Source organism: Pseudarthrobacter polychromogenes, assembly GCF_014644495.1.
Taxonomy (GTDB): domain Bacteria; phylum Actinomycetota; class Actinomycetes; order Actinomycetales; family Micrococcaceae; genus Arthrobacter; species Arthrobacter polychromogenes.
The window spans coordinates 240649-252915 of record NZ_BMKU01000003.1 but is presented as its reverse complement, the minus strand read 5'-3'; the positions used below and the strand labels follow the sequence as shown (position 1 = coordinate 252915).

The window sequence follows — 12267 nt, the reverse complement described above, 5'->3', positions numbered from 1 at the left end:
TGTGCCTGGGAGTGGCCAGCAGGAATTCGAGCGCACGCGCGGACCGGCTGTCCGGTCCAGACCGCGGGGAACTGAATCCCGCTAATGGCTGAGCACCTGTTCCAGCGCGGACCTGCCCGCTTCTTCCGTGGCCTCGGACCACGGGCTCAGGTGGCCCTGTGCCAGCTGCCGCTGACGTTGATCGTGGCGGCGCTGGCCGTGGCCACTCCCTTCGCCTGGCCAACCCTGCTGCACAGCTTCGTCTACCTCTCCGGCATCCTCCTTCACGGCGCCCTGTTCCTCGGCTGCCTCCTGGTGCCCTGGGAGCGCCTGGCCCACCGGCCCTACCTACTGGTCCCCATCCTGGATTTCCTGGCTATCGGGCTGCTCAGGAACGGCGCCGCACCCCTGCTCCCGGGACTGGCAGTCCTGGCGGTCTTCCCGGTGATCTGGCTCTCGGCCTCGGGCATGCTGGCCCGCAGCAGCCTGGTCCTGAGTTTCTTCGGCACCATGCTCATTATGGTCCCGTCCCTGGCCGGCCGTTTCCCCGCCCTGACCGCCTCGGACATCACCACCGTGCTCCTCTTTCCCCTCATGATGCTCTCCGTCTCCCTCGCCATCCGCTTCGCCAGCGTGCACCTCCGGCTCCAGCAGCAGGAACTGGCCAAGAAGGACGGGGAGCTCCGGAAGCTGCTGCACGAAAGCCGGGAACGGGAAAAGCTGCTCCAGACGGTCCTTGACGCAACAGACGTCGGCATTGCCGCCGTCGACCGTTACGGGCATTTCCTGGTGTCCAACAGCCGGCAGCGGCATTTTCGCGAGGCCACCGGCGCGGAGGGCGCCGTCCCCGGCCAGGGGCACCAACTGATTTTCGGGCAGGACCGGCGGACCCTGCTGCCGCCCGAGAAACGCCCCATCAGCCGGGCCATCGCCGGGGAATCCTTCGCGGACTACCTGGTGTGGGCAGGCGAGGGAGCGGACCAGCGGGCCGTATCGACGGCGGCCCGGCCACTGGTGGGCGAGGACGGCAGCTTCAGCGGCGCCGTTGTGGTGTACAACGACGTCACAGGCTGGGTGGAGGCACTGGCCGCGAACCAGGAGCTCGTCTCGAACGTGTCCCACGAGTTCAAGACGCCCCTGAATTCCATCATCGGCAACATCGACCTGGTGCTGGACGACGCCGGCGCCCTGCCGCCGCAGGTGGCCCACCGTTTGCTGGTGGTCCAGCGGAACGCGGAACGGCTGCTGGCCTTGGTTGCGGACCTGACGGCGTCGGCGTCGGCTGCCCTGAATGTGCACCCGAAGAGGACTGACCTCGCCAGCCTGGTGGAGACGAGCCTGGGGTCGGCGCAGGCACAGGCCGAGCGGGCCCACATCCGGCTCAGCGCGGACGTGCCCTCGCCCCTGTGGGCCTACGCGGATCCGCTCCGGATCGGGCAGGCGCTGGACAACTTGGTGTCCAACGCCATCAAATACTCCCCCGACGGCGGCACGGTGAGCATCAGCGCCCGTGCGGGCAAGGACTGGGTCCAGCTCAGCGTCAGCGACACCGGAATGGGAATGTCCCGGGAGGACAGCGCCAGGGTCTTCAAACGCTTCTTCCGTACGGAATCCGCCCAGCGGGCCTCAATCTCGGGGGCCGGGCTGGGGCTCTCCATCACCAAAATGATCGTGGAAGGCCACGGCGGCACCATCAGCTGTGAGAGCGGACAGGGAAAGGGCAGCACGTTCACGGTGACCTTGCCCGCGGACGGCCCTCCGCCGTCGTTCTAGCGAATCGATTGCTGTGTACTTGTCGTTTTCGGGCTTGAAAACGACAAGTACGGAACAATCGATGGGGACTAGTGCTCCCGCCGCGCCCGGGTCAGCTCCGCCCGGGCCAGCAGCTCGTCGTCGGACGGGTAAGCGACCTCTTCCAGAACCAGCGGATGCGGCGCGGCAAGGACCGACTTCGCGTCCCGTTTCTTCGCCAGGAGCCGCTCGTGCAGCCAGCCGGGTTCCTCAACGCCCTCCCCCACGTACAGGGCAGACCCGATCAGGGCCCGGACCATGTTGTGGCAGAACGCGTCGGCCTGCACCGTAGCAACAATGACGCCGTCCTCCCCCCGCGCGAACTCAAAGCGCTGCAGCTCACGGATGGTGGTGGCGCCCTCGCGGGGCTTGCAGAAGGACAGGAAGTTCTGGAGCCCCAGCAGCTTGGACGAGCCCTCGTTGAGCAACACAACGTCCAGCGGGTTCTTGTGCCAGAGGGTGAAGTAGCGTTCCAGCGGGTCCCACAGGGCGGGCCCGTCCGCGATCCGGTAACTGTACCGCCGCCAGAGGGCTGAGAAGCGGGCGTCGAAGCCCTCCGGCGCCAGCGAAATGCGGTGCACCTCCACTGCGCCTGTCAGGTCACCAAGGATCCGGCTCAGTGCGCCCCGGATGCGGCGCAGCATGGCGACGGCGGGATCGAGTTCGTGCCCCCGCGGCAGTCCCTGCCACTCGGCTTCCGTCAGGTCCAGGTGGACCACCTGGCCGCGGGCGTGCACCCCCGCGTCGGTGCGGCCGGCGACCGTCACGCGGATAGGCCGGCGGACCAGCAGGTGCAGGGCTTCCTCCAGGACCCCCTGGACGGTCCTCCGGCCCGGCTGCAGCGCCCACCCGCTGAACGGGCCGCCGTCGTAGGACACATCAAGCCGGACACGCAAAAACCCGCCGCCCCCCAATACGGGGGCCGCGGGTTTTTGGTCGTTCATAGACTCAAGTCTATGCGAAGAACATCAGCGAATTACTTCGCGTCCTTTTCCTCGGCTACGGGAGCCTCAGGTGCTTCCTCAGCGGCCGGGGCCTCTTCGGTTGCAGCTTCTTCAGCAGCAGGTGCCTCAGCAGCTTCGTCAGCAGCGGGGGCCTCGGCGGCCTCAGCCTCGGGAGCCTCTTCTGCGACCGGAGCAGCAGCGGCTTCCTTCTTGTCGGCGTCGCGCTTGGCAGCGGAGGTAGCCTCGGCTACAACGGCCTGCTTGGCGGAAACGGGCTCAAGAACGAGTTCGATGACAGCCATGGGAGCGTTGTCGCCCTTGCGGTTGCCGATCTTGGTGATGCGGGTGTAGCCGCCGTCGCGGTTCTCCACAGCCTGGGCGATGTCGGTGAACAGCTCGTGGACGACGCCCTTGTTGCTGATCAGGCCGAGGACCCGGCGGCGGGAAGCGAGGTCACCACGCTTGGCGAAGGTCACCAGGCGCTCTGCGTACGGCTTCAGGCGCTTGGCCTTGGTCACCGTGGTGGTGATCCGCTTGTGCTCGAACAGGGATGCTGCCAGGTTCGCGAGCATGAGGCGCTCGTGAGCCGGGCCGCCTCCGAGGCGCGGACCCTTAGTGGGGGTAGGCATAATTGTTTCTCCTCAAATGGAAGCCGTGGGCGGTGCACACCATGGTGCCTGCCCGCCGGCCAAGGTCTGGTTTAGAGTTCGTCGTCGCCGAAGGCGGCGTCGTCCTCTTCGATTGCTGCGGCGCGTGCTGCGAGGTCAAAACCGGGAGGCGAGTCCTTGAGGGACAGGCCCAGTTCAACCAGCTTTGCCTTGACCTCGTCAATGGACTTTGCACCGAAGTTGCGGATGTCCATCAGGTCAGCCTCGGAGCGGGCAACGAGTTCACCCACGGTGTGGATGCCCTCACGCTTGAGGCAGTTGTAGGAACGGACGGTGAGGTCCAGATCCTCGATCGGCAGTGCCATGTCGGCTGCCAGGGCAGCGTCGGTGGGCGACGGGCCGATCTCGATACCTTCAGCTGCGGTGTTCAGCTCACGGGCCAGACCGAACAGTTCCACCAGGGTGGTGCCTGCGGAAGCGACGGCATCGCGCGGGGCGATGGCCTGCTTGGTCTCGACGTCGACAATCAGCTTGTCGAAGTCGGTGCGCTGCTCAACACGGGTTGCTTCCACGCGGAAAGTAACCTTCAGCACCGGCGAGTAGATGGAGTCGACCGGGATACGGCCGATCTCTGCGTCGCCGGACTTGTTCTGAGCTGCCGAAACGTAGCCGCGGCCGCGCTCGATGGTCAGTTCGAGTTCGAACTTGCCCTTCGAGTTCAGCGTGGCGATGTGCAGATCCGGGTTGTGGAATTCGACGCCGGCCGGCGGAGCGATGTCCGCGGCGGTGACGACTCCGGGGCCCTGCTTGCGCAGGTAGGCAACAACCGGCTCATCGTGCTCGGAGGAAACCGAGAGGCTCTTGATGTTCAGGATGATCTCAGTGACATCTTCCTTGACACCCGGAACCGTGGTGAACTCGTGCAGCACGCCATCGATCCGGATGCTGGTTACGGCAGCACCGGGGATGGAGGAGAGCAGGGTACGGCGGAGGGAGTTTCCGAGGGTGTAGCCGAAGCCCGGTTCCAGCGGTTCAATGATGAAACGCGAACGGTTTTCGGAGACTACCTCTTCGGAGAGGGTGGGGCGCTGTGCAATGAGCACTTAGGTTTCCTTTCGGCGAGCATCCGCTATATGACGCAACACAGGTGGTGGAAATTCGGTCTGAAGACTTAACGCGCTGGGCTTGCCCGGACCATCAACGGTCCGGGCAAGCTCATGCGGCGTGGAAAGCCTTAGACGCGGCGGCGCTTCGGCGGGCGGCAGCCGTTGTGCGCAGCGGGGGTGACGTCCTGGATGGAGCCAACCTCGAGGCCTGCGGCCTGCAGCGAACGGATCGCGGTCTCGCGTCCGGAACCCGGGCCCTTGACGAAAACGTCAACCTTGCGCATGCCGTGCTCCTGGGCACGCTTGGCAGCAGCTTCGGCAGCCATCTGGGCTGCGAACGGGGTGGACTTACGCGAGCCCTTGAAGCCAACCTCACCTGAGGAAGCCCAGGAGATAACAGCGCCGTTCGGATCCGTGATGGAAACGATGGTGTTGTTGAACGTGCTCTTGATGTGCGCCTGGCCAAGCGCGATATTCTTCTTGTCCTTCTTACGCGGCTTGCGAACCGCGCCACGAGTCTTCGGGGGCATTATTTCTCCTACAGAAAGTTATTGGGGAAAAGTCCGTTAATCCCGGCGGGGATTTTAACGGGCCTTCTTCTTGCCGGCGACGGTGCGCTTCGGGCCCTTGCGGGTACGGGCGTTGGTCTTCGTACGCTGTCCGCGTACGGGCAGGCCCTTGCGGTGGCGCAGGCCTTCGTAGCTGCCGATTTCAACCTTGCGGCGGATATCCGCTGCTACTTCGCGGCGAAGGTCACCCTCAACCTTGTAGTTGCCTTCAATGTAGTCACGCAGCTCAACCAGCTGTGCATCAGTCAGGTCCTTGACGCGAACGTCGGCGCTGATGCCAGTGGCAGCCAGGGTTTCGTGTGCACGGGTCTTGCCCACGCCGTAGATGTAAGTAAGCGCAATTTCCAGCCGCTTTTCGCGGGGAATGTCTACGCCAGCGAGACGAGCCATAGTGGCAGTACTCCTTGAATAAACCGGAGGTCGTAGGCAGTACACCCGCACGTTCTGTGCGGCCCCAGCCTCCGACCGGGGGTTAGCTGTCCGGACTCTTTCGAGCTAAATGTTCCAGATCAGCTTGTGCTGCCTTTATTTACTTGCGTGGGTTAGCAACCCAGGATTTCCCGATGAGGGGAATTAGCCCTGGCGCTGCTTGTGGCGCGGGTTCTCGCAGATCACCATGACCCGGCCATTACGGCGGATCACTTTGCACTTTTCGCAGATCTGCTTGACGCTCGGCTTGACCTTCATGGCATTCCTTTGCGTGTAACAGTTGGTCAACTGGAGCGGCAGCCAGCTCGCACTGGAGCCGCCCAGCAATTTACTTGTAGCGGTAGACGATACGACCACGGGTGAGGTCGTACGGGCTCAGCTCCACCACTACGCGGTCCTCAGGGAGGATTCGGATGTAGTGCTGACGCATCTTTCCAGAGATGTGTGCCAGAACGATGTGCTTGTTGGTGAGCTCAACGCGAAACATCGCGTTAGGCAGCGCCTCGGTCACAACGCCTTCGATCTCAATGACCCCGTCCTTCTTGGCCATACCCTCCGCTAACTGTTGTTGCCGCAGCCCTGCCGGATTGCACCGGGCATGGCCACGAACGTTTTGGTTGGATCGATTGCCGGCTCCAGACCCAAAAGGGCGTGGCAGTCCAGACAACCAACAAGCAACACTACTCCGTATCACCGGAAAAGTTAAATCGGCAATGGTAACCTACCGGGCGCCGTACACACCATAATCGCCGGCGGGAGTGCTTACGGCCTCCGCGCCGGCCACGCCGTCAAGGATGGCCAACCGTACGACGTCGGCTGCCGCGCTTTGCAAGGTGATCAGGCTGAACTGGCGGGCAGCTTCGTCCGAGCGGTCGAGTGCCACGGCCTGGGTAGACAGGCAGAAAACAGTGTCCCCGTCAGCCAACGTGTGCGAAGGATTCAGAGCTCTCGCGATACCAGCATGTGATGCAGCTGCAGTCCGCTTACACTCGGCCACATCAAGGACAGCATTGGTCGCCACGACAACAAGGGTGGTGTTGAGGGGTGTCCCTTGGCTGGCTTCCGCCCCATCAGCCGAAGCCCTCGGCGTGCTCGCTCGTTCCTCGCTTAGACGCACGCTGCCGGGCTCCGTCAGCTGGGTCGTTGTGCCAAACGGAAGTCCCAGCGCGTTCACTACTACAAGTGCACCGACCACGACGCCGTTGTCGAGCGTCGCCGAAGCTGTGCCTATCCCGCCTTTGTACGTCCGGGCCATGACGGCGCCGGTGCCGGCACCCACGTTGCCGCGTCCGACGTCGTGCCCTTCCAGTTGCGCCGCAGCGGCGGCGGTTGCCGTGTAGCCCATGTCCGCCGTCGGACGTGCCGAAAAGTCCCCGCCCCTGCCCAGGTCGAAGATCGCGGCTGCCGGCACGATCGGGACTACTCCCCCGGGCACCGCAAACCCGCGGCCGTTCTCCTCGCACCAGCGCTGGGCGCCGGCGGCGGAGGCAAGGCCGTAGGCGCTGCCGCCGGTGAGGACAACGGCGTCGACGGTGCTGACGAGCGTGGTGGGATCCAAGGCGTCGGTTTCATGGGTGGCCGGTCCGCCGCCCTGCACATCGACCGACCCGCAGGTCCCGGGCGGCGGCAGGACCACCGTGACACCAGTCAGCCAGCCCTCGCCGGACTTTTGCTGGTGCCCCACCCGCATTCCCGGCACGTCAGTGATTGCTCCCATGGCACCCATTCTGCCCTTTTGGCCATCAAACGGATGAATACGGGCGGGTCCCTGCCTTTCAAACAAACTTTGTGCAAGACTGCAGGCAACACAGCGTTAACGGGCAACGAAGCCTCGGATAACAGTCCTTTGACGAGGACACTTGCGGCTTTCTGCCTACTGACCATGTGGTGAAGTAATGGCTAGACTCCCCCGACCACGGCCAGCCACGAGCAGGCACGAATCCCGTGAGAGACCGCATGACCCGTCAACTCGCACCCCATCCGTCCACCAAGCCCACGAAGCCCGGACCGGCCGCCGCCCCGCGACGCCGGCGCTGGACGCAGAGAACCCGACGGGACTTCTTCGTGTTCCTTGCCCTCGCTTTGCCCAACCTGGTACTGATCGCCGTCTTCACCTACCGGCCGCTGGTCAGCAACATCTACTACTCAACGCTGGACTGGACCCTGGGGTCACCGTCTGCCACCGTGGTGGGCATCAACAACTACGTCACCTTCTTCACCAGCGACGACGCCTCCAAGGTACTGGGCACCACCGCGATCTTCACGGTGGTCACTGTGGGCGGATCCATGATCCTGGGACTGCTCATCGCGCTGGCGCTGAACGCGAAAGTCCGGGGAACCACGTTCGCCCGCTCGGCGGTGTTCGCCCCCTACGTCCTGTCCGGCGTCGGCGTGGGCCTTGTGTGGCTCTTCATTTTCGATCCCGGCTACGGCGTCCTGGCCTGGCTGCTCCGGGGCATCGGCCAGCAGAGTCCGCAGTGGATCAACGACCCCCAGCTTTCCCTGGTCATGGTGATCCTCGTGTACGTCTGGAAAAACCTGGGGTACTGCGCGGTGGTGTACCTGGCAGGGCTCCAGTCCCTGCCGCAGGACGTCATGGAGGCTGCCTCGCTGGACGGCGCCAACGGGTTCCGGCGGTTCATCACCATGTCGCTTCCGCTCCTGTCCCCCACCACGTTCTTCCTGCTGATCACCAGCTTGCTGAGTTCGCTGCAGGCCTTTGACCTCATCCGGATCATGACGCCGCTGGGAACCGGCACCAGCACCCTCATCTACGAGGCCTACCTCCAGGCCTTCGGCGCCTTCAACCGGGCCGGCTATTCCGCGGCCATCTCGGTGATCCTGTTCGCAATCCTCCTGGTGATCACCGTGTTCCAACTGCGGTTCGTGGAACGGAAGGTGCACTACTCGTGAGCTCAATGTCACCGGTCAACCCGGACCCCACAGCCCCGCCCACGCAGGCCGCGGACCCAGTGATTCCCCGGGACCGGCCCTTCTCCCGGCAGAACCTGGCGCAGGCCGTCCTGGGCGGGTACGTCCCACTGATCCTGGCAACAATGGTGGTTTTCCTGCCGCTGCTGTGGATGGTGCTCAGCTCGTTCAAGCAGCCCGGTGAAATCATCACCATGGATCTGGAGATCCTGCCGGAAGGCCTCAACCTGCAGAACTACCAGATCGCCATGACCACCGTGCCGTTCGGCCAGTTCTTCCTTAACAGTGCCATCGTCACGGCGGCCGGCGCCAGCGTCAAGGTGGTCCTGGCCATCCTCACGGCCTATGCCCTGGTGTTCGTGCGCTTCCCGTTCAAGAACGCCATCTTCATGCTCATCCTGGTGGCACTGATGGTGCCGCCCCAGGTGTCCATCCTGCCCAACTACATCCTGATTTCGGGGATGGGCGGGAAGAACACCCTGTGGGGCATCATCCTGCCGGGCCTCGGAACCGCCTTCGGCACCTTCCTCCTGCGGCAGCATTTCCTCACCCTGCCCAACTCCATCCTCGAGTCGGCTGAAATCGACGGGGCCGGCCACTGGCGCCGGCTGTGGCGCATCGTGGTTCCCATCTCCGTTCCCTCCATCGCAACGGTGGCGCTGGTGACCATCGTCAGCGAGTGGAACGAGTACATCTGGCCGCTGATCATCACGGACCGTCCGGACACCATGACCCTGCCGGTGGGGCTGACGCTGCTCCAGAACTCAGAGAGCAACGCCTCCGGATGGGGCATCCTCATGGCCGGGGCCGTCCTGGTGATCGTCCCCATCCTTATTGTCTTTGCGGCCCTCCAGCGTTACATCGTCGCCGGGCTCACCCAGGGCAGCGTCACCGGGTAAGCCCGTGCCGCCGTCGTCCATCACAGAAGAAGCACCCAACTCCTCAATGTGGCACCCAACGAAAGGACCTGCAATGACTCAGCACCTCGATCGGAGGCACTTCCTGGGACTCGCCGGAGTCACGGCGTCGGCCGCTGCCCTGGCAGCCTGCGGCGGCCCGTCCACGAGCGGCACCCCCGTGGCCAGCGAAGCCGCGGAACTCGACTTCAGCGGGGTGAAGCCGGCCGCGCAAATCGACTTCTGGTCCAACCACCCCGGCAAGTCGCAGGACGTCGAAAAGGCCATCATTGAGAAGTTCCACGCCCAGTTCCCGGACATCCGGGTCAACCTGGTCACGGCCGGAGCGAACTACGAGGAAATCGCGCAGAAGTTCCAGACCTCGCAGGCGGCAAAATCCGGCCTCCCGGGCGTCGTGGTCCTCTCCGATGTGTGGTGGTTCCGCTACTTCACCAACGGCAGCATCATCCCGGTGGACGCCCTCGTCAAGCAGCTGGACATCAAGCTGGACGATTTCCGGAAGTCACTCGTGGACGACTACAAGTACAACGACAAGCAATGGGCCCTCCCCTACGGGCGCTCCACTCCCCTGTTCTACTACAACAAGGACCACTTCCAGGCCGCCGGGCTGCCGGACCGGGCACCCAAAACCTGGCAGGAGTTCGGCGAGTGGGCGCCCAAGCTGAAGGCCAGCTCAGGCGCGCAGTACGCCTACATCTACCCGGCGTTGGCGGGCTACGCGGGCTGGACCCTGCAAAACAACCTGTGGGGCTGGGGCGGTTCCTGGTCCAAGGAATGGGAAATCACCTGCGATTCGCCCGAAGCAATCGAAGCGCTGCAGTGGGCCCAGGACTCCATCTACAAGAACGGCTGGGCCGGCGTCTCCTCCAAGGAAGCCGCAGATGACTTCTCCGCAGGGCTGACCTCGTCCACGATCTCCTCCACCGGCTCCCTCCTCGGCGTGCTGAAGTCCGCGCCGTTCAACGTGGGCGTGGGCTTCCTTCCCGGCGGACCGAAGGCCGAGACCAACGTCTGCCCCACCGGCGGCGCCGGCCTGGGCATCCCCAGCGGCATCACCAAGGAGGAGCAGCTGGCCGCCGGCACGTTCCTGAAGTTCATGACCGAGCCGGAAAACAGCGCAGCCTTCTCGGCCGCCACCGGCTACATGCCCACACGCGAGTCGGCGGACATGGAGGCGGTCCTGGCCCAGACCCCGCAGATCCAGACCGCCGTGGACCAGCTGGCCGTGACGCGTGTCCAGGACAACGCCCGGGTGTTCCTCCCGGGCGCTGACCAGGAACTGGCCAAGGCGGCCGCGGCGATCCTCACCCAGCAGGCGGACGTGAAGGCCACCATGACCAGCCTGAAGAAGACGCTGGAGGGCATCTACGAAAAGGACGTCAAGCCGAAGCTCGGCTGAGTTTCCCTGTACGCAAGAAGCGCCAGGTGTTGTTGTGGGATCACAACGACACCTGGCGCTTCTGTCTAGGCTGCTGGGCCGGGCCCGTCGGTCCGCAAGCCTGCCGTCCTGCTGGCTTTGGACTACGGGATGGGCACCGGGGTCACGCCGAGCGGGACAAGGTGCTCCGCACCGCCGTCGGGCGCTGACAGCACCCAGATGCCCTTCTCATGGACCGCCACGGAGTGCTCCCACTGGCAGGACCGCTTGCCGTCCGTGGTGACAACTGTCCAGTCGTCCTCCAGGACCGCGGTTTCGATGCCACCGCGCACCAGCATGGGTTCGATCGCCAGGCACAGCCCGGGTTTGATCTTGGGGCCGCGGTGGGTGGTGCGGTAGTTCAGCACGTCGGGGGCCATGTGCATTTCGGAACCGATGCCGTGGCCCACGTAGTCCTCGAGGATCCCCAGCGGTTTGCCGGGAACGGACGAGACAAAATCGTCGATCGCGGCCCCGATGTCGCCGACGTGCTTTCCGGTGGCCAGCGCAGCAATACCATGCCACATCGCTGCCCGGGTCACATCCGAGAGGCGCTGGTCCTCCGGGTCAGCGGTGCCCACGATGACGGTCCTTGCCGAGTCGGAGTGCCAGCCGTCCACGATCGCGCCGCCGTCGATCGAGATGATGTCCCCGTCGTTGAGGACCCGGCTGCCCGGGATGCCGTGGACCACTTCCTCGTTGACCGAGGTGCAGATGGTGGCCGGAAAGCCGTGGTAGCCAAGGAAGTTGGACTTTGCGCCCGCTTCGTTCAGGACAGCGGCGAAGACGTCGTCGAGGTGCTTGGTGGTGGTTCCGGGCACTGCTGCGGCGACGGCTGCGTCCAGTGCACGGCTCAGGACAAGGCCTGCCTCGTGCATGGTACGCATCTGGGCGTTGGTCTTGTATTCGATGCGGGGCTGGCCAAAGGCCATGGTGTTCCTTCTTTCAAATGGCTGAGGCTCCTCCCGGTTGCCGGGAGGAGCCTCGGAATACGTTCGCCTGGATCAGGCTGCCTGTGCCGCCTTGATGGCCTGCATGACGCGGTCGGTGACTTCGTCGATGCCGCCGATGCCGTCAACCTGGGTCAGGATGCCGCGCTCGGCGTACTTCGCCACCACGGCTTCGGTCTGCTCGTGGTAGAGGTCAAGGCGGTGGCGGATGACGGCTTCGTTGTCGTCGCTCCGGCCCGTTTCCTTGGCCCGGCCGAGCAGCCGGTGGACCAGTTCCTCATCGTCGGCAGTCAGCTGCAGGACGACGTCGAGCTTTTCCTCACCCTTGGCGAGAATCTCGTCCAGGTAGTCCACCTGGGCGGTGGTGCGGGGGTAGCCGTCCAGCAGGAAGCCGGTTTCGACGTCGGACTCGCTGAGCCGGTCCCGCACCATCTTGTTGGTGACGCTGTCCGGAACGAAGTCGCCGTTGTCCATGTACTTCTTGGCTTCAATGCCAAGCGGCGTCTCGCCCTTCACGTTGGCGCGGAAGATGTCGCCGGTGGAGATCGCCACAACGCCGAGGCGCTCTGAAATCCGCTCCGCCTGCGTTCCTTTTCCGGAACCGGGAGGTCCAATAATCAGCATTC

14 protein-coding genes are annotated in these 12267 nt (G+C 64.4%); 4 read left to right on the top strand and 10 right to left on the bottom strand.

Annotated elements, in window-relative coordinates; genetic code table 11:
* The first annotated feature begins 84 nt into the window (after positions 1-84).
* Positions 85-1752, top strand: coding sequence for a PAS domain-containing sensor histidine kinase (locus IEX43_RS06790; RefSeq protein ID WP_188809618.1), 1668 nt, complete (start codon positions 85-87; stop codon positions 1750-1752).
* A 68-nt stretch (positions 1753-1820) separates the two neighbouring features.
* Here the strand turns inward: IEX43_RS06790 and IEX43_RS06785 are convergent, their stop codons facing one another.
* The 8 genes from IEX43_RS06785 to IEX43_RS06750 all read right to left on the bottom strand — a co-directional run bounded on the left by IEX43_RS06785 (position 1821) and on the right by IEX43_RS06750 (position 7143).
* Entirely contained in the window at positions 1821-2714 is an 894-nt protein-coding gene (locus IEX43_RS06785; protein WP_188809617.1) for a tRNA pseudouridine synthase A, read from the bottom strand.
* A 32-nt stretch (positions 2715-2746) separates the two neighbouring features.
* Entirely contained in the window at positions 2747-3343 is a 597-nt protein-coding gene (rplQ, locus tag IEX43_RS06780) for a 50S ribosomal protein L17 (protein WP_188809616.1), read from the bottom strand.
* Between the two features lie 71 nt (positions 3344-3414).
* Entirely contained in the window at positions 3415-4425 is a 1011-nt protein-coding gene (locus IEX43_RS06775; RefSeq protein ID WP_013601812.1) for a DNA-directed RNA polymerase subunit alpha, read from the bottom strand.
* 131 nt (positions 4426-4556) lie between these two features.
* Positions 4557-4958 (bottom strand): 30S ribosomal protein S11, encoded by a 402-nt coding sequence (gene rpsK, locus IEX43_RS06770; protein WP_018769149.1) that lies wholly within the window; start codon positions 4956-4958, stop codon positions 4557-4559.
* 54 nt (positions 4959-5012) lie between these two features.
* Positions 5013-5387: a 30S ribosomal protein S13 gene (gene rpsM, locus IEX43_RS06765; RefSeq protein ID WP_003803743.1), complete on the bottom strand. Its 375-nt coding sequence runs from the start codon at positions 5385-5387 to the stop codon at positions 5013-5015.
* 183 nt (positions 5388-5570) lie between these two features.
* Entirely contained in the window at positions 5571-5684 is a 114-nt protein-coding gene (gene rpmJ, locus IEX43_RS06760; protein WP_009358722.1) for a 50S ribosomal protein L36, read from the bottom strand.
* A gap of 70 nt (positions 5685-5754) precedes the next feature.
* On the bottom strand, positions 5755-5976 hold the full coding sequence (infA, locus tag IEX43_RS06755; protein WP_009358723.1) for a translation initiation factor IF-1: 222 nt from the start codon (positions 5974-5976) through the stop codon (positions 5755-5757).
* Between the two features lie 171 nt (positions 5977-6147).
* Positions 6148-7143, bottom strand: coding sequence for a P1 family peptidase (locus IEX43_RS06750; RefSeq protein WP_188809615.1), 996 nt, complete (start codon positions 7141-7143; stop codon positions 6148-6150).
* A gap of 239 nt (positions 7144-7382) precedes the next feature.
* On the opposite strand from IEX43_RS06750, the gene IEX43_RS06745 reads away from it, so the two are divergent.
* The 3 genes from IEX43_RS06745 (at position 7383) to IEX43_RS06735 (ending at position 10673) form a co-directional block, all read left to right on the top strand.
* On the top strand, positions 7383-8339 hold the full coding sequence (locus tag IEX43_RS06745) for a carbohydrate ABC transporter permease (RefSeq protein WP_188809614.1): 957 nt from the start codon (positions 7383-7385) through the stop codon (positions 8337-8339).
* A complete protein-coding gene (locus IEX43_RS06740) occupies positions 8336-9256 on the top strand; it encodes a carbohydrate ABC transporter permease (protein WP_229666344.1) in 921 nt (306 codons plus the stop codon). Before IEX43_RS06745 ends, IEX43_RS06740 begins: the two co-directional genes overlap by 4 nt.
* Positions 9257-9329: 73 nt before the next feature.
* Entirely contained in the window at positions 9330-10673 is a 1344-nt protein-coding gene (locus IEX43_RS06735) for an ABC transporter substrate-binding protein (RefSeq protein WP_188809613.1), read from the top strand.
* A gap of 122 nt (positions 10674-10795) precedes the next feature.
* On the opposite strand, the gene map is transcribed toward IEX43_RS06735, so the two are convergent.
* Entirely contained in the window at positions 10796-11623 is an 828-nt protein-coding gene (gene map, locus IEX43_RS06730; RefSeq protein WP_188809612.1) for a type I methionyl aminopeptidase, read from the bottom strand.
* Between the two features lie 72 nt (positions 11624-11695).
* Complete coding sequence (locus IEX43_RS06725) at positions 11696-12265, bottom strand: adenylate kinase (protein ID WP_174176874.1); 570 nt, start codon at positions 12263-12265, stop codon at positions 11696-11698.
* Positions 12266-12267: the final 2 nt, after the last annotated feature.

What these genes read in the sequence shown, in the direction of transcription:
- IEX43_RS06790 (WP_188809618.1), top strand. Translation starts at nt 85, where the DNA reads ATGGCTGAGCACCTGTTCCAGCGCGGACCTGCCCGCTTCTTCCGTGGC.
- IEX43_RS06785 (WP_188809617.1), bottom strand. Translation starts at nt 2,714, where the DNA reads ATGAACGACCAAAAACCCGCGGCCCCCGTATTGGGGGGCGGCGGGTTT.
- rplQ (WP_188809616.1), bottom strand. Translation starts at nt 3,343, where the DNA reads ATGCCTACCCCCACTAAGGGTCCGCGCCTCGGAGGCGGCCCGGCTCAC.
- rpsK (WP_018769149.1), bottom strand. Translation starts at nt 4,958, where the DNA reads ATGCCCCCGAAGACTCGTGGCGCGGTTCGCAAGCCGCGTAAGAAGGAC.
- rpsM (WP_003803743.1), bottom strand. Translation starts at nt 5,387, where the DNA reads ATGGCTCGTCTCGCTGGCGTAGACATTCCCCGCGAAAAGCGGCTGGAA.
- rpmJ (WP_009358722.1), bottom strand. Translation starts at nt 5,684, where the DNA reads ATGAAGGTCAAGCCGAGCGTCAAGCAGATCTGCGAAAAGTGCAAAGTG.
- infA (WP_009358723.1), bottom strand. Translation starts at nt 5,976, where the DNA reads ATGGCCAAGAAGGACGGGGTCATTGAGATCGAAGGCGTTGTGACCGAG.
- IEX43_RS06750 (WP_188809615.1), bottom strand. Translation starts at nt 7,143, where the DNA reads ATGGGAGCAATCACTGACGTGCCGGGAATGCGGGTGGGGCACCAGCAA.
- IEX43_RS06745 (WP_188809614.1), top strand. Translation starts at nt 7,383, where the DNA reads ATGACCCGTCAACTCGCACCCCATCCGTCCACCAAGCCCACGAAGCCC.
- IEX43_RS06735 (WP_188809613.1), top strand. Translation starts at nt 9,330, where the DNA reads ATGACTCAGCACCTCGATCGGAGGCACTTCCTGGGACTCGCCGGAGTC.
- map (WP_188809612.1), bottom strand. Translation starts at nt 11,623, where the DNA reads ATGGCCTTTGGCCAGCCCCGCATCGAATACAAGACCAACGCCCAGATG.
- IEX43_RS06725 (WP_174176874.1), bottom strand. Translation starts at nt 12,265, where the DNA reads ATGCTGATTATTGGACCTCCCGGTTCCGGAAAAGGAACGCAGGCGGAG.